General features: G+C 29.7%; 21 protein-coding genes and 1 tRNA gene. 11 read left to right on the top strand and 11 right to left on the bottom strand.

Translation table 11 applies throughout. From position 1 onward, the window contains the following. Positions 1 to 218 precede the first annotated feature (218 nt). Positions 219 to 300 (bottom strand) — tRNA-Leu (locus WAO74_RS01160). 129 nt (positions 301 to 429) lie between these two features. Between WAO74_RS01160 and WAO74_RS01155 the strand changes: the two genes are divergently transcribed. From WAO74_RS01155 to pth, 3 genes are all read left to right on the top strand, one after another. Beyond that, positions 430 to 1,371, top strand: a complete 942-nt coding sequence (locus tag WAO74_RS01155; RefSeq protein WP_422158971.1) for a ribose-phosphate pyrophosphokinase — start codon at positions 430 to 432, stop codon at positions 1,369 to 1,371. Between the two features lie 21 nt (positions 1,372 to 1,392). After that, positions 1,393 to 2,016, top strand: a complete 624-nt coding sequence (locus tag WAO74_RS01150) for a 50S ribosomal protein L25/general stress protein Ctc (protein ID WP_422158970.1) — start codon at positions 1,393 to 1,395, stop codon at positions 2,014 to 2,016. Positions 2,017 to 2,203: 187 nt separating this feature from the next. Next, positions 2,204 to 2,770, top strand: a complete 567-nt coding sequence (gene pth / locus WAO74_RS01145; RefSeq protein WP_422158968.1) for an aminoacyl-tRNA hydrolase — start codon at positions 2,204 to 2,206, stop codon at positions 2,768 to 2,770. 62 nt (positions 2,771 to 2,832) lie between these two features. Here pth and WAO74_RS01140 read toward each other — a convergent pair whose 3' ends face one another. From WAO74_RS01140 to WAO74_RS01105, 8 genes are all read right to left on the bottom strand, one after another. Beyond that, positions 2,833 to 3,366: a hypothetical protein gene (locus WAO74_RS01140; protein WP_422158966.1), complete on the bottom strand. Its 534-nt coding sequence runs from the start codon at positions 3,364 to 3,366 to the stop codon at positions 2,833 to 2,835. 73 nt (positions 3,367 to 3,439) lie between these two features. After that, positions 3,440 to 3,889: a 6-pyruvoyl trahydropterin synthase family protein gene (locus WAO74_RS01135; protein WP_422158964.1), complete on the bottom strand. Its 450-nt coding sequence runs from the start codon at positions 3,887 to 3,889 to the stop codon at positions 3,440 to 3,442. A gap of 97 nt (positions 3,890 to 3,986) precedes the next feature. After that, positions 3,987 to 5,486 (bottom strand): GH3 auxin-responsive promoter family protein, encoded by a 1,500-nt coding sequence (locus tag WAO74_RS01130; protein WP_422158963.1) that lies wholly within the window; start codon positions 5,484 to 5,486, stop codon positions 3,987 to 3,989. Next, a complete protein-coding gene (locus WAO74_RS01125) occupies positions 5,486 to 6,352 on the bottom strand; it encodes a M23 family metallopeptidase (protein ID WP_422158961.1) in 867 nt (288 codons plus the stop codon). The genes WAO74_RS01130 and WAO74_RS01125 overlap by 1 nt, the downstream gene beginning before the upstream one ends. Before the next feature lie 47 nt (positions 6,353 to 6,399). Further along, entirely contained in the window at positions 6,400 to 6,984 is a 585-nt protein-coding gene (gene nadD, locus WAO74_RS01120) for a nicotinate (nicotinamide) nucleotide adenylyltransferase (RefSeq protein WP_422158959.1), read from the bottom strand. 95 nt (positions 6,985 to 7,079) lie between these two features. Beyond that, positions 7,080 to 7,661 (bottom strand): guanylate kinase, encoded by a 582-nt coding sequence (gene gmk / locus WAO74_RS01115; protein ID WP_422158957.1) that lies wholly within the window; start codon positions 7,659 to 7,661, stop codon positions 7,080 to 7,082. Positions 7,662 to 7,714: 53 nt separating this feature from the next. Beyond that, positions 7,715 to 8,569, bottom strand: coding sequence for a YicC family protein (locus WAO74_RS01110; RefSeq protein WP_422158977.1), 855 nt, complete (start codon positions 8,567 to 8,569; stop codon positions 7,715 to 7,717). A gap of 57 nt (positions 8,570 to 8,626) precedes the next feature. Further along, positions 8,627 to 9,514 (bottom strand): DMT family transporter, encoded by an 888-nt coding sequence (locus tag WAO74_RS01105; protein WP_422158955.1) that lies wholly within the window; start codon positions 9,512 to 9,514, stop codon positions 8,627 to 8,629. Positions 9,515 to 9,611: 97 nt separating this feature from the next. Between WAO74_RS01105 and upp the strand changes: the two genes are divergently transcribed. After that, positions 9,612 to 10,265: a uracil phosphoribosyltransferase gene (gene upp, locus WAO74_RS01100; protein ID WP_422158953.1), complete on the top strand. Its 654-nt coding sequence runs from the start codon at positions 9,612 to 9,614 to the stop codon at positions 10,263 to 10,265. Here upp and WAO74_RS01095 read toward each other — a convergent pair. Continuing rightward, a complete protein-coding gene (locus WAO74_RS01095; RefSeq protein ID WP_422158951.1) occupies positions 10,260 to 11,189 on the bottom strand; it encodes a DUF6427 family protein in 930 nt (309 codons plus the stop codon). The two genes, upp and WAO74_RS01095, sit on opposite strands and share 6 nt — an antisense overlap. A 41-nt stretch (positions 11,190 to 11,230) precedes the next feature. On the opposite strand from WAO74_RS01095, the gene WAO74_RS01090 reads away from it, so the two are divergent. The 3 genes from WAO74_RS01090 to WAO74_RS01080 all read left to right on the top strand — a co-directional run bounded on the left by WAO74_RS01090 (position 11,231) and on the right by WAO74_RS01080 (position 12,668). Then, entirely contained in the window at positions 11,231 to 11,452 is a 222-nt protein-coding gene (locus WAO74_RS01090; protein WP_422158949.1) for a DUF6341 family protein, read from the top strand. Positions 11,453 to 11,461: 9 nt separating this feature from the next. Next, positions 11,462 to 12,133, top strand: a complete 672-nt coding sequence (trmB, locus tag WAO74_RS01085; protein WP_422158948.1) for a tRNA (guanosine(46)-N7)-methyltransferase TrmB — start codon at positions 11,462 to 11,464, stop codon at positions 12,131 to 12,133. A gap of 205 nt (positions 12,134 to 12,338) precedes the next feature. Next, entirely contained in the window at positions 12,339 to 12,668 is a 330-nt protein-coding gene (locus WAO74_RS01080; protein WP_422158946.1) for an MGMT family protein, read from the top strand. On the opposite strand, the gene WAO74_RS01075 is transcribed toward WAO74_RS01080, so the two are convergent. Next, positions 12,663 to 13,961 carry a Fic family protein gene (locus WAO74_RS01075; RefSeq protein ID WP_422158944.1) on the bottom strand — a complete coding sequence of 433 codons (1,299 nt, stop codon included), beginning with the start codon at positions 13,959 to 13,961 and terminating at the stop codon, positions 12,663 to 12,665. The genes WAO74_RS01080 and WAO74_RS01075 overlap by 6 nt on opposite strands. Positions 13,962 to 14,177: 216 nt before the next feature. On the opposite strand from WAO74_RS01075, the gene WAO74_RS01070 reads away from it, so the two are divergent. The 4 genes from WAO74_RS01070 (at position 14,178) to WAO74_RS01055 (ending at position 18,240) form a co-directional block, all read left to right on the top strand. After that, positions 14,178 to 15,317: an Mrp/NBP35 family ATP-binding protein gene (locus WAO74_RS01070; protein WP_422158942.1), complete on the top strand. Its 1,140-nt coding sequence runs from the start codon at positions 14,178 to 14,180 to the stop codon at positions 15,315 to 15,317. A gap of 4 nt (positions 15,318 to 15,321) precedes the next feature. Further along, positions 15,322 to 15,558, top strand: coding sequence for a NifU family protein (locus WAO74_RS01065; RefSeq protein ID WP_422158941.1), 237 nt, complete (start codon positions 15,322 to 15,324; stop codon positions 15,556 to 15,558). A gap of 174 nt (positions 15,559 to 15,732) precedes the next feature. Continuing rightward, positions 15,733 to 16,788 carry an NAD(P)/FAD-dependent oxidoreductase gene (locus WAO74_RS01060; RefSeq protein ID WP_422158939.1) on the top strand — a complete coding sequence of 352 codons (1,056 nt, stop codon included), beginning with the start codon at positions 15,733 to 15,735 and terminating at the stop codon, positions 16,786 to 16,788. 297 nt (positions 16,789 to 17,085) lie between these two features. Then, positions 17,086 to 18,240 carry a homogentisate 1,2-dioxygenase gene (locus WAO74_RS01055; RefSeq protein ID WP_422158937.1) on the top strand — a complete coding sequence of 385 codons (1,155 nt, stop codon included), beginning with the start codon at positions 17,086 to 17,088 and terminating at the stop codon, positions 18,238 to 18,240. Positions 18,241 to 18,385 lie beyond the last annotated feature (145 nt).

The following is an 18,385-nucleotide window of genomic DNA, read 5'->3' as shown; positions in this document are numbered from 1 at the left end:
AAGATTAGTAACTCAATGTTTAGAATTCAACAAATATTCAAATCATTAATGATATTTATTTAATTTTTACTTCAAAAACTTTAATTAATTAATCTTTTTTAATCTGTTTTTCTAATGTAAAAAAGTGAGTTATTTGCAAATCGTTGTCAAATGGTTGTTATTTTATAAAATAAAAAACCTCAACTATCTTATAATAAAGTAGTTAAGGTTTTTAAAAGTACTCAAGGTGGGAATCGAACCCACACTCCCGAAAGAACTGGATTTTGAATCCAGCGCGTCTACCAATTCCGCCACTTGAGCAATAGTCATTCATTATTGGTTTGCAAATGTATTAAAATATTTTATCTTAAAGTCTATAATTTAATTCCAAACTCAATAAATAATTTCTACTTTTGTAGACTTACAAAACTCATCAAAAAAACTCATTTTATGATAACTAGTCAACTTGCTCCAAAACTTTTTGCTTGCAGGCAAAGTATGGTTTTAGCAGAAAAAATAGCTAAAGAGTATAATACAGAGTTGGGAAAAGTTCACACAACCTATTTTAGTGATGGAGAGTTTCAACCAGCATTTGAGGAATCAATTCGTGGAAGAAGAATTTTTATCATAGGATCTACATTTCCAAATGCAGATAATTTAATGGAAATGTTATTAATGTTAGATGCTGCAAAAAGAGCATCAGCAAGACATATAACAGCAGTTATGCCTTATTTTGGTTGGGCAAGACAAGACAGAAAAGACAAGCCAAGAGTTGCAATCGGAGCGAAATTAGTTGCAAAACTATTAGAATCTGCAGGAGCTACGAGAATTATGACTATGGATTTACATGCAGATCAAATTCAAGGGTTTTTTGAAAAACCTGTAGATCATCTGTACGCATCAACTATATTTTTACCATATATCAAAAACTTAAATTTAGATAATTTAACAATAGCATCACCAGATATGGGTGGTTCTAAAAGAGCTTACGCCTATTCCAAACACTTACTTTGCGATGTTGTAATTTGTTATAAACAACGTAAAAAAGCAAATGTAATCGGACATATGGAGTTAATAGGTGATGTCGAAGGCAAAAATGTAATTTTAGTTGATGACATGATTGATACTGGTGGTACGCTTGCACATGCAGCTAATTTAATGAAAGAAAGAGGGGCATTAAGTGTACGTGCAGTTTGTACACACCCAATACTTTCTGGAAAAGCGTATGAAAAAATAGAAAATTCAGCACTTACAGAATTAATAGTATCTGATACAATTCCACTAAAAAAAGAGACTTCTAAAATAAAAGTTGTATCTTGCGCGCCCTTATTCGCTGATGTTATGCACAAAGTACAGGATAACACATCAATAAGTGGACAATTTTTAATGTAAAAATTAATTTAAACAAAAGTAATGAAATCAATTACAATTAAAGGATCAAAAAGAGAAAGCGTGGGCAAAGTTGCGACTAAAGCCTTACGTAATGCTGGAATGGTTCCTTGCGTTATTTACGGAGGAAAACAACCAATACACTTTTCAGCAGAAGAAAAAGCGTTTAAAAATTTGGTATACACTCCGAATGTTTATACTGCAAGTATTAATGTTGATGGACAAAAGATTTCTGCAATTTTGCAGGACATTCAATTTCACCCGGTTTCAGAAGGTATTTTACATGTAGATTTTTATCAACTTTTTGATGATAAAGAAATTACAATGAACATTCCTGTGAAATTAACAGGTACGTCTCCTGGGGTTTTAAATGGTGGATCTTTACGTTTTACAAACCGTAAACTTAAAGTAAAAGCTTTACCAGCTAATTTACCAGATTTTGTAACTGCAAATATCTCTAAATTAAAAATCGGACATAAATTATTTATAACTTCATTATTTAATGATGATTATACGTTTATGCACCCAGACAATACTGTTGTAGTTCAAGTAAGAACTTCACGTAATGCAGGTGTTGCAGTAGAAGAGGATGAAGAAGAAGAAGAAGGAGTTGATGCAGCAGAAACAGAAGAAACTGCAGCAGAATAAATTTCTTAATACTTATTATAAAAGCGTTACTATTTTAGTAACGCTTTTTTTTATATCTATTTTTTAAAGTATATAATAGTATTTAAAAAAGAGCAAATAATTTTTTTCTCCTTATTTTTGAAAAATGAATTTTAAACATTTCTTTTTTAAATTATTTAAAAGTAAGGTTGAATCGAAAGAAGAGTTAATGAAAAAGTTTTTAATAGTTGGTTTGGGTAATGTTGGAGATACATATGTAAATACACGTCATAATATTGGTTTTAAAATTGTTGATGAAGCTGCAGAAGAACATAATGTTACTTTCGAAACTGACAAGTTAGGGGATATTGCCACTTTTCGTTTTAAAGGAAGAACTTTTATCCTTTTAAAACCAAGTACTTTTATGAATTTAAGTGGTAAAGCAGTTAAATATTGGATGGATAAAGAAAAAATTTCTGTAGATAATTTATTAGTAGTTACAGATGATTTAAATATCGATTTTGGAACCATCAGAATTAAAGCAAAAGGAAGTGATGGTGGCCATAATGGATTGAAAGATATTCAAGAGAAATTAGGCACTAATGTCTATCCCAGATTTAGATTTGGTGTTGGGAGTAATTACTCTAAAGGACGACAAGTAGATTATGTACTAGGAGAATGGAATAAAGAAGAAACTAGCCTATTAATAGAACGTTTACCAACATCATCAAAAGTAATTACTTCTTTTGGCACTATTGGTTTGGCAAAAACGATGAATGAATTTAATGGGAAGTAATTGCTCTAAATAAAATAAATCAACCTTGAATAAGATTGATTTATTTTATATGAAATTATTTTTTATTGTTTATCAAAAACAATTGTGGCATCTGTTTTAGTGGTAATTCCTCCATTTACTTCAGTAGATGCTTGGGTTAAAGAAAGCGTAGTTTCACTAAAAATAGTTACTTTATACTCTCCCTCTAAAAGTTGAGTATTTGTAGATGCAAAACTAATGGTTCTTGTTTGTGCGTTTATGGTGTAAGTTCCAGAGTCATCCAAAATTATAATTTCTGCGTTATTTGTTGTGGATCCTCCAGTTGGAGTTACAGCTGTTACAATTCTATAATTACCTTTTAAATTAAAAGTTCCGTTTGCATTTAATGTTAAGTTAGCATTAAAAGTATCGCCAATTTCTGTAGCTGTAGATATTGGTGCAACCACACCTTGCGTGACAGCTGTATTTGTTAAGTTTGCGGTTAGAGTTTTTAATTTATAAGAACCAGAAACATTCGCAACCGAAAAATCGAAAGCAATTGTTTTAGAATCTCCATCACTGCAGCTAGGAAGTGAAACAGCAATAAACAGGATAAATATTATTTTTAATTTTTTCATAATTTTAATTTTTTTTCAAAGATACTATTTATAAAGAAATTTCTTAAAATTAAAAATTGGTTTTAAGCTAAAATTAATTTTCACTATCAAACCATTCTGCAAAACTAGTTTCTGTTTCCTGTAATTTTATAGAGTGTAACTTTATATTTTCTGGCAATCTTTTCTTTATTTTTTTAGCAAAATCTATCACCATCATTTCACTTGTTGGCTGGTAATCTACTAATAAAACGTCATGTCCTCTATCCATTAATTCTTTTGCCAATTCTACGTGGGGTGTGTTTTTGTTAAACACAGTTGCGTGGTCGAAAACATCAACAATTTCTTCGTTTACAATTTTTTTTAAATCGCCAAAATCTATCACCATTCCAAATTTTACATTGGTATTGTCTTTAATTGGTTTGCCAGAAACGGTTACAGAAAGCTTGTAAGAATGCCCATGAACATTTTTACATTTACCATCATAACCATATAATGCATGGCCGGTTTCGAAGTTGAATTGTTTTGTAATTCTAATTGTGCTCATTAACGTCTGTTTCTAAATTTGTTATAAAAGTATACAATAACCAAAGCTATTGCTAATATTATAAATAAATAATCTCCTCCCATTTTTTCTATTTTTGTTATTCTTCAATTAAAAAATTTTCTAAAACCTCTGCAATTTTTCTATTATCAGATAATTGCGGAATTTTATTCTGCCCACCAAATTTACCAATCGATTTCATATACTCATGAAAACCACCTTTTTTTACTTTTCTGATGATTAAAGGACGCAAAACTTTCCCTTTAATTAAATCGAAATAATAAATGTTTTGGGCTTGCATAGAAGCATCAATTTTAGATGCAAAATCCTCTAAATTTTTTGGATCACTTTCAAATTCTATATACCATTCATGATAAGGTAAACCATTTTTTGGATTCACTTGTGGTGCTACTGTAAATTCACTAATATTAATATTTGTACCTGATATAGAGTCATTTAAAGCTTTTTCCACTTCTTTACCAATAACGTGTTCGCCAAAGGCTGAGATGAAATGTTTAATTCTTCCTGTAACTTTAATTCTGTAGGGTTTTACGGATGTAAATTCAATGGTATCTCCAATATTATAACCCCAAAGACCCGCTGTTGTATTTAGAATGATGACATAGTTTACGCCCGTTTTTACATCTTTTAGAGAAATTCTTGTTGGGTTTTCATTAAAAAATTCTGATGCAGGTATAAACTCATAAAAGATTCCAGAATCTAATTGCAACAACATTCCTTTTTCTGTTTGAGAATCTTGGTATGCAATAAAACCTTCTGATGCAGGATAGAGTTCTATGTAATCTATTTTTTTGCCAATTAAACTTTCGAACTTGTTTTTATAAGGTTCAAAATTTACCCCACCATAAATGAAAAAGTTAAAATTTGGAAATAATTCTGAAACAGATTTACCTGTTTTTTCTATCAGTTTTTCGAAATACATTTGCACCCATGAAGGAATTCCGCTAATTACAGACATATCTTCGTTGATGGTTTCTTCTACAATTGCATTTACTTTGCTATCCCAATCTTCAATACAATTAGTTTCCCAACTTGGCAACCTATTCTTTAATAAATATTTAGGTACATAATGTGCAACAATTCCACTTAATCTGCCTAATTTTATTCCATTTTTATCGCTTAAAATAGGGCTTCCTTGTAAAAAAATCATTTTGCCATTCACAAAACTTGCGTCATTTTTTGCTACAATATAAAATAACAAAGCATTTCTTGCAGCTTTAATATGCGTTGGCATCGATTCTTTGGTAATTGGTATGTATTTTGCACCAGAAGTTGTGCCAGAAGTTTTTGCAAAATAAAGTGGTTTTCCTTTCCAAAGCACATCAGATTCTCCAGCAACAACCCTATCTACATAGGGTTTTAAACCTTCGTAATCTGTTACTTTTACTCGCTTTTTAAAATCATTATATGAAACAATATTTTTAAAATCGTGGTCTTTACCAAAGGCTGTAAGCTTCGCTTGAGTAATTAGATTCCTAAAAACTTTTTCTTGCGTTTTATGTGGATTATTTGCCCATTTAAACACTTTTTTGGTAGCTATTTTGGCAAATGGAATTGCAAAAAATGATTTGATGCTCATTATCTAAAATCAATATAATTTAAAGGATTTACTGCATAACCTCCACTCCAAAGCTCAAAGTGTAAATGAGGTCCTGTTGTAAATTCGCCTGTAGAGCCTACACTTGCAATAACTTCACCAGATTTTACAAAATCTCCTTGTTGTTTTAGTAAATTTCCATTGTGTTTATAAACAGTAATATAATCGCTGGCGTGTTTTAAAATAATTACGTAACCTGTTTCTGTTGTCCAGCCAGAAAAAATTACAGCACCATCTGCAGCTGCTTTAATTGGGGTGTTTTTTGGAGCAACAATATCTATAGCAAGGTGTTTTGATTTCGTTTCAAAACCTTCAGAAATGTTACCATTTAAGGGAGCAAAAAACACAACCTTCACTTTTTCTAAAGCTCTATTTTGAATAGGAAAACGATCTTGACTTTCTATTTTTTCTCTAAACAAAGAGTCTTCTCTAGAAGCGTTTAACAAACTATCTTTTATAAAAACCTTCTCTGTTTCAGTGGATAATGTGTCAATAAAATCTGCCTTAATATCTCCTCTTAGAATAGGTTGTAAAGCTCTAGTATAATCTTCTAAAACATCTAATTTTCTTTTTAAAGAGTCTGTTTCAAAAGCCAACTTGCTAGCTTTAATTTTTAATTCTGTAGAAGAATAACCAGGAATAAATTGTTTTATGGGTGTAAAAGTTATAAAAAATGTGGTGATAAATATTAGCAGAAAAGAAAGCACACCACCTAATACAAAAACGTTTAAAAGCGAAAGTTTTAAAGAGAAACGCTCTTCAAAAGTATCTTCATTTAAAACAACTAATCTGTATTTATCAACTAGTTTTTGTTTTAGAATAGATCTTTTTTTTATCTTTTTTTTCACAAAGTATTTTTTGAGGATTATTTAGCGTTAACGTAAAAATAGTAAATCTATTTTTTATAGAAATTCATCTCATCAATATAATTCCAAACTTCTTTGGTTAAAAGTGGCCTTATATTCTTTTTATCTTTAATTCCTTTTCGAATCATAGTCGATGAAATTTCAATAATTGGGGCATCAACGCTATGAATTTTCGGATGAAGTTTAAATTGATGTTCTACTTCTCCTTCAGCAATTCTTGGATAAACATATAAATGATGATGTTCTAAAATAGTTTCATAATTTTTCCATTTATGAAAACTTTTTAAATTGTCTTCACCCATTATTAGGCAAAATTCTTTCTCAGGATAGGTTTCTGAAATATGTGCTAACGTGTGAACTGTATAATTTGGTTGAGGTAATTTAAACTCAATATCTGATGGTTTAATTTTTTGGTAACTTTCTGTAGCCCTGTAAACTAACTCAAATCTATGATGATTTTCTAATAATGAACTTTTCTTTTTAAATGGATTGTGAGGTGTTACAACCATCCAAATTTCATCCAAATCAGAATTTTCAACCATATAATTTGCAATGATTAAATGACCAATATGAATTGGATTAAAAGTGCCAAAATATAAACCTATTTTACTCATTTTTAAAAGATATTAGAAAAAACACGAAAGAAAAAAGGCTTCTTTTTGATGCTATTTTCTCATCTGTTTTCTTGTTTCTCTATTCTTTATTCTCTTTATAATCCTAAAAAAGTATCTACCAAATCTTCTGCTTCTTTTAAGGCAACTTCTAAATCGTAATTTTTAATAATCTTATCAAACTGAGGTGCTGTTGCTAACTCAATAGAGGCTTTTGCAATACGCATATTTATCTTTTCTTCGCTTTCTGTTTTGCGTTTTTTTAGTCGAATTTTTAATTCATCTATACTTGGGGGTTTTACAAAAACGGCTAACGTTTGTTTTGGAAATTTCTTTTTAATTCTTAAACCACCTGCAACATCAATATCAAAAATAACATGTTTTTTTTGTGCCCAAATACGTTCTACTTCACTTTTTAAAGTTCCGTAAAAATTATCTCTATACACCTCTTCCCACTCTAAAAAATTATCTGCTTTAATATGGTTTTTAAACTCTTTTAAAGTTATAAAATAATAGTCTATACCATTTTTTTCAAAGCCTCTTGGCTCTCTAGAAGTTGCTGATATTGAGAATTCTAAATTAAATTTTTCTTGTTGTAATAAATGGCGAACAATAGTTGTTTTACCAGAACCAGAAGGTGCTGAAAACACAAATAATTTACCTACAAAATTATCGTCCATAATTAATTTTGTTATCCTGAACTTGTATCAGTATTTATAATTAAAACCTAAGCTTAAAGAACGTTTAATATTTGTTCCTTAATTTGCTCTAGTTCGTTTTTCATTTGAATAACTGCTTTTTGCATAGGTGCAAAATTGGCTTTAGAACCAGTTGTGTTAATTTCTCTTCCCATTTCTTGTACAATAAAACCTAGCTTTTTTCCATTAGAATCTGGTGTTTCTAATGTCTGTAAAAAATAATCTAGATGATTTGCCAAACGCACTTTTTCTTCATTAATATCTAATTTTTCGAGATAATAAATCAGTTCTTGTTCAAATCTGTTTTGGTCTGTTTCAACTTTTAAATCGTCAATCGCCTTTTGCAAACGCTCTTTTACATTATTAATTCTATCTGCATCAAAAGAGTAGACTTCTTCTAAATACATTTTTATATTTGCAATTCTTTCTCTAAAATCAATCTCTAAAGAAGCAGCTTCGTCAATTCTATATTGTACAATATTTGTAAGAGCTTCATCAATATTAATATTAATTAAATTCCACTCGTTTTCATCTAGTTCTTCACGTTCTGTTTTTAAAGCATCTGGCATTGTAATTGCCATTTTTAGCAGAGCAATATCATCAGAACTACCTGTTTGAACAACATTTCTTAGTTGTTGCATATAGTGTTTTACAACACCATGATTTATGGTTGTTGAGGTTTCATCTGCTGTCATTTCTACAAAAATGGAGAAATCTATTTTTCCACGAACTAAGGTGCTCGCCAGTTTTTTTCTTACATCTAATTCTTTTTCTTTGTAATAAGAAGGAATTCGAACGTTTAAATCTAAATTTTTACTGTTTAAAGATTTTATTTCTATGGTTACTTTTTTGGTAGGTAATTGTAATACCGATTTTCCATAACCAGTCATAGATTGAATCATACAAACATTGTTTTAAATGAAGTGCAAATATACCTTTTATTTGCTTTATTTCTTGGTTCTCTTTGTAACTAAATAGACACCTAAAAATATGAGTAGTGTTGAAGAGATCTTCACTAAATTTAAAGAATCGCTCCCCATAAACAAGGCATACATTGTTGCAATTACTGGCTGTAAGTAAATAAAAACACCTACAGTAGTTGGTTTTAATTTCGATAAACCATAGAGATTAAAAAGATACGTTATACACGTAGTGAAAACCACCACAAAACCAATACTCCAATAAATATTTTCAGGTATTTTTTGCCACTCAATTTCTTGTAACTCATTAAAACCAAAAGGAATTACTAATATTAACCCAAATAAATAAAGCCATTTTATAAAGGTAATTGGATGGTATTTTGCTATTAAATTTTTGGCTAAAACTAAATACAAACCATAAGAAGCTGCATTTATAAATACTAAAAAGTTGCCCCAATTGCTATTAGTAGAAGCATTGTTTGAAGAACTGCCATAAATAATTAGCAAAATGGCACCTATTAAACCAATAAAAACTCCTAAAATTTTCTGTTTTTCAATTCCTTTTTTTATTAAAATACTCGAAAAAATAAGCACCATTATTGGAGAAGTAACCATCATTACAGAGGCGCTTATTGGCGTGGTTAGACTTAATCCTTTAAAAAAGGCTAACATATTTAAAGCAATACCAAAGAAAGAAGCTATAAAAATCTTCTTAAAATCTGATTTGTCAATTTTTTCTGATTTTACAAATAAACTAGCGATCCAAAAAACGATGGTAGCTCCAGAAACTCTTAATAAAATAAAGGCGAAAGGTTTTACATATGTGGGCATTACATCTTTTGCAATGGTGTAATTTAAACCGTAAATTAGGGTAGCAATAGAAACAGCTATAAATGCTAAATTTCTTGTTTTCATTATTTATTTTAACAAGCAACAAAGTTGAGGATTATTTTTTATTTTGGGTTCTATTAAAACCAAAATCATTATTTTGGAGGGATAAAAACTATAAAGAATGACAATTCATCACATTTGCGAAAACAATTCTATATTAAACACTTTTATATTAGAAATTAGGGATAAAAATATTCAAAAAGATTCTTTGCGTTTTCGAAGGAATATAGAAAGAATAGGCGAAATTTTGGGGTATGAGTTAAGTAAAAACCTTTCTTATTCTGATACTTTTGTAGAAACTCCTCTAGGTAAAAAGGAAATGACATTATCTAACAATAATATCGTTTTATGTTCCATTCTTAGAGCAGGTTTGCCTTTACATCAAGGCCTTTTAAATTATTTTGATAAAGCAGAAAATGCTTTTATTTCTGCATACAGACATCACCCAAATAATAACAAAGATTTTGAAATCGTAGTAGAGTATTTTGCCTCACCAGAAATAGAAAATAAAACATTGTTGTTGGCAGATCCAATGTTGGCCACTGGACAAAGTTTGGTAGCTGTTTACGAAGCTATTAAATCTCATGGAAACCCAAAAGAAATTCATATTATAGCAGTAATTGGGGCTAAAGAAGGAGTTGCTTTTATTGAAAAAAATTTTCCAGAAAACACTCATTTATGGATTGCTACAATAGATAATGTTTTAAATGACAAAGGTTATATAGTTCCTGGTTTAGGAGATGCTGGAGATTTGGCTTTTGGCGAAAAACTATAAAAAGAAATGATAAAAAATAGCGCCTAAAAGCAAGAAATAAAGTACCAAATTTTTAATTAATTTTTTTTGAATTAGCTCAATTCCATTGGCTAAAATGATAGATATAGGAAACAGTATAAAAATAATTTCAGAGTTATTTTTAGCAGGGAAGATAAGAATGAATAAAATTAAAATTAAGAAATTAAAAATCACTAAAATCCAGCTTTTTTTAAATGTATTATTAATTCTTAATGTTTTTATAGATTTAGAAAAGATCGAAAAAATTATTAAAACCAGCAACATTAGTAGCAACCAAAAATGGCTGGATTTTAAGTAAAATTGAACATCAAAATTGATATTAAAAATAAATAAATTAGAGAAACTTTCTATTTTATCAAACCAAAACAAATAGGTAAAATACAAGAATATAGGAGTCATAAAACCCAATACAGGAACCAAAAGGGTTTGAATGGTAATTTTATTGTGCAGATATGCAGCAATGTAAATTAGTAGAAATAAAACTAAAAAATTAGACTCCAATAAAAACAAAACTCCCAACCAAAAACTGCTATCAAAAAGTTTTTCTAAAACTTTTTTTGATGATCGTAAACTGTAAATTTTCCGAACAAAAAGTAGATAGATAAACATTAAAATTAATGTTTTATAATCTAATATTTCAGATAAAAATGTAATGATTAATAGCGTAAATAAATAGTAAGCATAAGAATTGTCGTGTGTTAATTTATTTTTTGCCACGATAAAGTTGTACATAAAAAAAACACTAAAAAATAAGATTAACAAAAAAGTGCTTTTTATGAGCTTATCAGCAGAAAAACCAGGCAAAAAAAAGTTTGAAGAAACCGTAATTACATAGACCAAAAAAAAGAAAACCAACAAACCTATAAAATTGATTGGTTTAGATTTGTTTAAAAAATTGGCTAGCATTGTTTCTTTTGTTATTTTTGCAGTGTAAAGATAATTAAGTTATGATAGCAAGCAATATTTTTAGATTTATTGGTAGTTTATTTACCGATTTTTTGTTCATCCCTTTTAATAAGTTAAGATTAGATGTTGCCACAGCAGATTTCGGTTGGTGGTTGTCTAATGGAATTAATTGGCTTTTTTTAGCAGTATTATTAGGTCTTTTTTATTATTGGATGAAAGAGTCTAGAAAGTTCGTAAAAGAAGGAACAGAAGACAGAGCTTAAACCTACAACTTGGGAAGTAAAAATAAATTAAAGCGTTTCAACGAAAATGAAACGTTTAAAAATGTCATTCAGCCAACTAGAGAAGAAGTTATAAATAACTTTTCTCAAAAAGGCAAATGGCATTCTTTTTTTAAAAACAATAATCCAATTATTGTTGAGCTTGGTTGTGGAAAAGGCGAGTATACAATTGCTTTAGCTCGTAAAAATCCGAATAAAAATTATATTGGTATCGATATTAAAGGCGCTCGTTTTTGGAGAGGTGCTAAAACTGCTATCGAAGAAAACTTAAGCAATGTGGCTTTTGTAAGAACTCAAATTGAGTTGGTAGATTTTATTTTTGCAGAGAATGAAATTTCTGAAATCTGGATTACATTTCCAGATCCTCAAATAAAATACCAGCGAACAAAGCATAGAATGACAAACTCTAGCTTTCTAAAAAAATACCACACTATTTTAAAAGAACAGGGTATTGTAAATTTAAAAACAGATTCTGAGTTTATGCATGGTTATACTTTAGGGTTGTTACATGGAGAAGGTCATGAAATTTTATATTCGAATCATAATGTTTATAAGAACGAAGGTGCTCCAAAAGAAGTTACGGAAACGCAAACGTTTTATGAAAACCAATATTTAGAAGTTGGTAAATGGATTACGTATATTCAATTTCGATTGAAGTATTAAAAGCCCATCTTAATCTTCCCAAAGGGAAGAAATACTCTCATGTTATTTTCTTTATAAATCATGCTTCTTTTTTCAATTATTAGAAAAAAAATAGAAATTTTTGAAAAAAGCTCTTTAACATAGTCAAACTTTTTACACAACCATTTGTTGAATTAGTGAAATTCGTGTCTGTTAAAATCAGTGTAAAATTATCTATCTTCACTCCATGAAAAAATCCGATAATTTTTTCGACAAAGTTTATACTGTAGTTCGTAATATTCCATTTGGTAGAGTTACAAGTTATGGTGCAATTGGAGCCTATTTAGGAGCTGTAAAATCTGCAAGAATGGTTGGTTGGGCTATGAATAAAGCGCATAATTTAGAAGATGTTCCTGCACACAGAGTTGTTAATAGAAAAGGTTTGTTAACAGGCAAACATCATTTTGATGGAACTAATTTAATGCAGCAATTATTAGAAAACGAAGGCATTGTTGTTGTCGATAATCAAATTCAAGATTTAGAAAAAGTTTTTTGGAATCCTTTAGAAGAGTTATAAAAATGTATCATCAAATTTATTTCCTTTCCAATAATTGTAGCTTTTTTTATTGACAGCTACTTTCTTTAAAAAACCTTTTTCTACTAATTCCTCAATATCTGTTCTCGCAGTTTGATTCGTAACAGAGTAAGTGTTTTCTATTTCTTTAACAGTAAAAAATTTAGTAGCATTTTTCTCTAATTTGTATAAAATTTCAGCTTGTCTTTCATTAATTTCTGGAATTTGCAAAAATTTTAAAAGATTCACTTCCTCTTTTTTCTTTTTAGCAACGTATTTTTTTAAATCTTCAAAAGCTTTAATTAATACTTTTACTTGATAATGAATAAAATAGGTAACATCCATATCATCAATTTCTGTATAGATGTAAGCCTTTTCATACTGTACTTTTGTTTGCATAATTACTCTAGAAATTGATAAATATTCAGTTAACCAATACCCATTTTTTAATAAGTACCAATAAAATATTGCTCTTGCTGTTCTTCCATTTCCATCTACAAAAGGATGAATGTATCCAATTAAAAAATGCAAAATACTAGCTTTTACAATAGGGTGAATGAAATTTTCTTTAGGATTGTTATTAAAAAACACAACAAAAGAATTCATCAAACCATTTAAATCTTCAAATTTTGGTGGAACATGAACAATTTCTCCTGTAATTTCATTCACTACATTTACATCATTACTTTTTCTGAAAATTCCAACATTTTCATTTTCTAATGTGTTTTCTGTTACTAATTTATGAAGTTCATATAATTTTTCAATTGAAATATCTTCTTCTTTGTGTTCACTTATATATTGAATCGTTTTATAATTATTCAATATCATTTGTTCAGAATGTGTTTTTGGCTTTTTATTTTTTCGCAACATTTCTTTCGCTTTTACACGAGTTGTTGTAGCGCCTTCAATCATTGAAGAAAAAACAGCTTCTTCCATCAATGCATTTTTAAGATATTGTTGTTTTTCTAATTCTGATAAAAGTTGCTCTTTTTGTAAACCAGCTCCATAGTTGAAATCTAAATACTGAAGTTTTGATTGGAGAAACTTATTAACATTATAAAAGGTTAAAACTTTATCTATTTGTATAAAGTCTTGATTAAAGTTTCTTTTTGATTTAACTAAATTCCAAATGTCTATACTTTCGAAGTTTATTATTTTTAGATGTTTTATCTTATCCCAATAAAGATACTCTTTTTCAATTTTTTGAAAAACTTCATGAGTAGAAACCAGTCTGAACAAAACTTCTGTTTTAAGTTGGTTAAAATCTCTTTCAAATTTCGGTGCTTTCTCAATCATAATTGCTAATATTTCCTAATTTTAGTAAAATTTACAAATAATTACAAATATACAATTTATCCTAATATTTCCTAATTTATAATAAATTAGGAAATAATTACAAAAACTCTATTTTATAAGCGCTACCTATTAAACTATAAATTTTCACAATTTATTCACTTTATTATCTTGTTGTTAAGCTGTATCTTTGTAATCAAGATTAAATAAAAATAAGACGTGAGTTTTAAAAAACAAGATATATACAACGCATTAGAAACTATTACAGCTCCTGGAGAAGGAAAAAGTTTAATAGAAAATAATAATGTTACAAATGTGGTTATTTTTGGAAATGAAGTAAATGTTGATGTTACCATTAGTAATCCTACATTACAAGCAAAAAAGAAAATTGAGGCAGAAATTACCAAAGCCATCCTAACAAATGTGGATGACAAAATTGAAGTAAAAATCAATTTAAAAGTAGAAAAGTCAGCACCAAAAGAAGATCCAAATTTAATTCGTGGAAAAGAAATTCCTAATATTAAAAATATCATTGCAATTGCATCTGGTAAAGGTGGTGTTGGTAAATCTACAATTACAGCAAATACTGCAATTTCATTAGCAAAAATGGGCTTTAGTGTGGGTGTTTTAGATGCAGATGTTTATGGGCCATCTCAACATATTATGTTCGATGTCGAAAAAGCAAGACCACTTTCTGTAAATGTAGATGGTCGCTCTAAAATGAAACCTGTAGAAAATTATGGCGTAAAATTATTGTCTTTAGGGTTTTTTACAAATCCAGATCAAGCAGTAATTTGGCGCGGACCAATGGCATCTAAAGCATTAAAACAATTAATTTTTGATGCAGATTGGGGCGAGTTAGATTTCCTCCTCATTGATTTACCTCCAGGAACAGGAGATGTGCATTTATCAATTGTACAAGCTTTGCCAATTAATGGAGCAGTTGTGGTTTCAACTCCACAAAATATTGCTTTAGCAGATGCCAAAAAAGGAGTTGCCATGTTTCAACAAGACAGTATAAAAGTGCCAGTTTTAGGAATTATAGAAAATATGGCATATTTTACACCTGAAGAATTACCAAATAATAAATATTATATTTTTGGAAAAGATGGTGCTAAAAATTTAGCAGAAGACATAAACACCAAATTTTTAGGCGAAATTCCATTGGTACAAAGCATTAGAGAATCTGGAGATGTTGGTCATCCAGTTGCTCTGCAAGAAGGCACAGTTTTAGAAACCGCTTTTAAAGAAATTACCAAAGAAATGGTTGCCCAATTGTTAAAAAGAAATGCCAATTTACCACCAACAGAAGTAGTTAGAATTACAACAATGAGTGGTTGTAGCGCAGTAAAAAAATAAGATTATGACAGCACAAGAAACTTTAAATAATGTAGAAAAAGCGTTGGATGAAATTCGCCCTTTTTTAATGAGCGATGGAGGAAATATTAGACTTCTTTCTATAGAAGATGCTATTGTAAGAGTGCAATTAGAAGGCGCTTGCACAGGCTGTTCTGTAAATCAAATGACCTTAAAAAACGGAGTAGAAGCTACCATAAAAAAATATGCTCCACAGATTCAAGAAGTTATAAATGTTGCTTAACTAAATAATAATTTGGGCGTTCCCTAAAAAGGTCGGGCTTTACGTTGCAATCTTTTTATTTTGTTCTCGATATAAATTTGTTCATACTTCACAAATTCACTCGAACTGACAATAAAAAGGATTTCCACTTCAATCCCTAACGCGCTCAGTAAACTCAAAAATATTTTTATCAAAATGATAAAAACAGACATACTTATAATTGGTGCAGGACCCACAGGTTTATTTACTGTTTTCGAAGCAGGTTTATTAAAATTACGCTGTCATTTAATAGATGCTTTACCACAAGCAGGAGGTCAATGTTCAGAAATTTATCCTAAAAAACCGATTTACGATATTCCTGCATATCCAGAAATTTTAGCAGGAGATTTAACAGATAAATTGTTAGAACAATGCAAACAATTTGAACCAGGTTTTACATTGGGAGAACGTGCAGAAACTATAGATAAATTAGAGGATGGTACTTTTATAGTAACCACAAATAAAGGCACAAAGCATCATGCTCCAATTGTAGCAATTGCAGGTGGTTTAGGGTCTTTCGAACCTAGGAAACCACCAATTCCAAATATCACCAATTTTGAAGATAAAGGAGTAGAGTATATGATTCGTGAACCAGAATTGTATAGAAATAAAAAAGTGGTTATTTCTGGTGGTGGAGATTCTGCTTTAGATTGGTCTATTTTTTTAACGGATATTGCATCTTCAGTAACTTTAGTTCATAGAAGAAACGAGTTTAGAGGTGCTTTAGATTCTGTAGATAAAGTTCAAGAATTAAAAAATGCAGGTAAAATTACGATGATAACTCCAGCTGAAGTAATAGGAATTATGGGCACAGATAAAGTTGAAGGAGTTTCTATTATTCAAGATGGAAATGAACCTTTTACTTTAGAAACAGACCATTTTATTCCGCTTTTTGGATTATCACCAAAATTAGGACCTATTGCAAATTGGGGATTAGAAATTGAGAAAAATGCTATCAAAGTAAACAATGCTTTAGACTATCAAACCAATATTCCAGGTATTTATGCAATTGGTGATGTAAATACCTATCCAGGAAAATTAAAGCTAATTTTATGTGGCTTTCATGAAGCTACCTTAATGTGTCAAAGTGCATTTCAGCGTATTTTTCCAGATAAAAAATATGTCATGAAATACACAACAGTTGGTGGTGTAGATGGTTTTGACGGAACAAGAAAAGAAGCTCCAAAAGCAGTTATTAAAAAGATTGAGTAACGTCATTCTGAACTTGTTTCAGAATCTCATCAAAATAAAGACATTCAAATAAACTGTTTAAGCAGAAAAATTACACTTTTTAGTAAGGTAATTTTTCTGCTATCCTTTTTGTATATTTGTGGAGCTTACTAAATCGATTGAAATGTACTCAGATTTATTATCACACTTAAAATTTTTGATAAAACGCAATCCTGAATGAGTTTTTAATGTATCAATTTTTAAATGTAAAAATGTAGCAATGTTTTGCGAATGCACAATTGTTACATTAATTTATTAACTCATTAATACATCAACAAAATGCCTTTTTATCATCAATTAGGAAAAATACCACCAAAACGTCACACACAGTTTCGTAAAAAAGACGGCAGTTTATATTACGAACAATTGTTTGGTACTATTGGTTTCGATGGAATGTCAACTAATTCTTATCACGAACACAGACCAACAATGGTCAAAAAAATTGGGAAACAATATTCTGTAAAACCAAAAATTGCGAAAGCAAATAACATTCAATCTTACAGATTTCGAGGTTTTCAAGTGCCACCAGAAAATGATTATTTAGAAAGTAGAAAAATTGTTTTAACAAATTCTGATTGTAATATTATTTTATCGGCTCCAAAAAAATCTACCTCAGATTATTTCTATAAAAATACAGATGCAGACGAAGTAATTTTTATTCATAAAGGTTCTGGTAAATTAAGAACACATCTTGGAAATATCGATTTTAAATATGGAGATTATTTAGTAGTTCCTAGAGGAATTATTTACAAATTAGATTTTGATGATGAAAATAACAGACTTTTTATAGTAGAATCATATTCTCCTGTTTACACACCAAAACGTTATAGAAACTGGTTTGGTCAATTGTTAGAACATTCACCATTTTGTGAACGAGATTTAAGAAGACCATATGAATTAGAAACCTATAATGAGTTAGGCGATTTTTTAATCAAAGTAAAAAAACAAGGCGAAATTATAGAAATGACCTACGCTTCTCATCCTTTTGATGTAGTTGGTTATGATGGTTATAATTTTCCTTACGCATTTTCAATTCACGATTTTGAACCGATAACTGGTAGAATCCATCAACCACCTCCAGTGCATCAAACCTTTGAAACCAATGCATTTGTAATTTGTAGTTTTGTGCCACGTTTGTACGATTATCATCCAAACTCAATTCCTGCGCCTTATAATCATAGTAACATCGATTCAGATGAGGTTTTGTATTATGTAGATGGCGATTTTATGAGTAGAAATGATATCGATCAAGGTCATATTTCTTTGCATCCAGCAGGGATTCCTCATGGTCCACATCCTGGAGCCACAGAGAGAAGTATTGGACATACAAAAACCGAAGAATTAGCAGTTATGGTAGATACTTTTAAGCCTTTGCAGGTAACTGAAGAAGCTATGAAAATTGCAGACGAAGATTATTATAAATCTTGGTTATAAAAGCCCATCCCAACCTTCCCAAAGGGAAGGAGTTAGCAACATACTCAAAAATTATGTTTTCTATGTTGCTATGTGGTCAAAAAAAAGTTCATTAAAATAATTATTAGAAGCTATTTCGCGCTTTTCACTATATCTTTTTTGCGAA

Source organism: Polaribacter sp. (assembly GCF_049276715.1).
In the GTDB taxonomy this organism is placed as follows: domain Bacteria; phylum Bacteroidota; class Bacteroidia; order Flavobacteriales; family Flavobacteriaceae; genus Polaribacter.
Note: the sequence above shows the minus strand (reverse complement) of the source record. Positions and strands in the feature narration are given on the sequence as shown.

What these genes read in the sequence shown, in the direction of transcription:
- WAO74_RS01150 (WP_422158970.1), top strand. Translation starts at nt 1,393, where the DNA reads ATGAAATCAATTACAATTAAAGGATCAAAAAGAGAAAGCGTGGGCAAA.
- WAO74_RS01075 (WP_422158944.1), bottom strand. Translation starts at nt 13,961, where the DNA reads ATGATTGAGAAAGCACCGAAATTTGAAAGAGATTTTAACCAACTTAAA.
- WAO74_RS01140 (WP_422158966.1), bottom strand. Translation starts at nt 3,366, where the DNA reads ATGAAAAAATTAAAAATAATATTTATCCTGTTTATTGCTGTTTCACTT.
- gmk (WP_422158957.1), bottom strand. Translation starts at nt 7,661, where the DNA reads ATGGACGATAATTTTGTAGGTAAATTATTTGTGTTTTCAGCACCTTCT.
- WAO74_RS01130 (WP_422158963.1), bottom strand. Translation starts at nt 5,486, where the DNA reads ATGAGCATCAAATCATTTTTTGCAATTCCATTTGCCAAAATAGCTACC.
- WAO74_RS01055 (WP_422158937.1), top strand. Translation starts at nt 17,086, where the DNA reads ATGCCTTTTTATCATCAATTAGGAAAAATACCACCAAAACGTCACACA.
- WAO74_RS01135 (WP_422158964.1), bottom strand. Translation starts at nt 3,889, where the DNA reads ATGAGCACAATTAGAATTACAAAACAATTCAACTTCGAAACCGGCCAT.
- WAO74_RS01065 (WP_422158941.1), top strand. Translation starts at nt 15,322, where the DNA reads ATGACAGCACAAGAAACTTTAAATAATGTAGAAAAAGCGTTGGATGAA.
- WAO74_RS01090 (WP_422158949.1), top strand. Translation starts at nt 11,231, where the DNA reads ATGATAGCAAGCAATATTTTTAGATTTATTGGTAGTTTATTTACCGAT.
- WAO74_RS01155 (WP_422158971.1), top strand. Translation starts at nt 430, where the DNA reads ATGATAACTAGTCAACTTGCTCCAAAACTTTTTGCTTGCAGGCAAAGT.
- WAO74_RS01060 (WP_422158939.1), top strand. Translation starts at nt 15,733, where the DNA reads ATGATAAAAACAGACATACTTATAATTGGTGCAGGACCCACAGGTTTA.
- WAO74_RS01095 (WP_422158951.1), bottom strand. Translation starts at nt 11,189, where the DNA reads ATGCTAGCCAATTTTTTAAACAAATCTAAACCAATCAATTTTATAGGT.
- upp (WP_422158953.1), top strand. Translation starts at nt 9,612, where the DNA reads ATGACAATTCATCACATTTGCGAAAACAATTCTATATTAAACACTTTT.
- WAO74_RS01080 (WP_422158946.1), top strand. Translation starts at nt 12,339, where the DNA reads ATGAAAAAATCCGATAATTTTTTCGACAAAGTTTATACTGTAGTTCGT.
- WAO74_RS01105 (WP_422158955.1), bottom strand. Translation starts at nt 9,514, where the DNA reads ATGAAAACAAGAAATTTAGCATTTATAGCTGTTTCTATTGCTACCCTA.
- pth (WP_422158968.1), top strand. Translation starts at nt 2,204, where the DNA reads ATGAAAAAGTTTTTAATAGTTGGTTTGGGTAATGTTGGAGATACATAT.
- nadD (WP_422158959.1), bottom strand. Translation starts at nt 6,984, where the DNA reads ATGAGTAAAATAGGTTTATATTTTGGCACTTTTAATCCAATTCATATT.
- WAO74_RS01110 (WP_422158977.1), bottom strand. Translation starts at nt 8,569, where the DNA reads ATGACTGGTTATGGAAAATCGGTATTACAATTACCTACCAAAAAAGTA.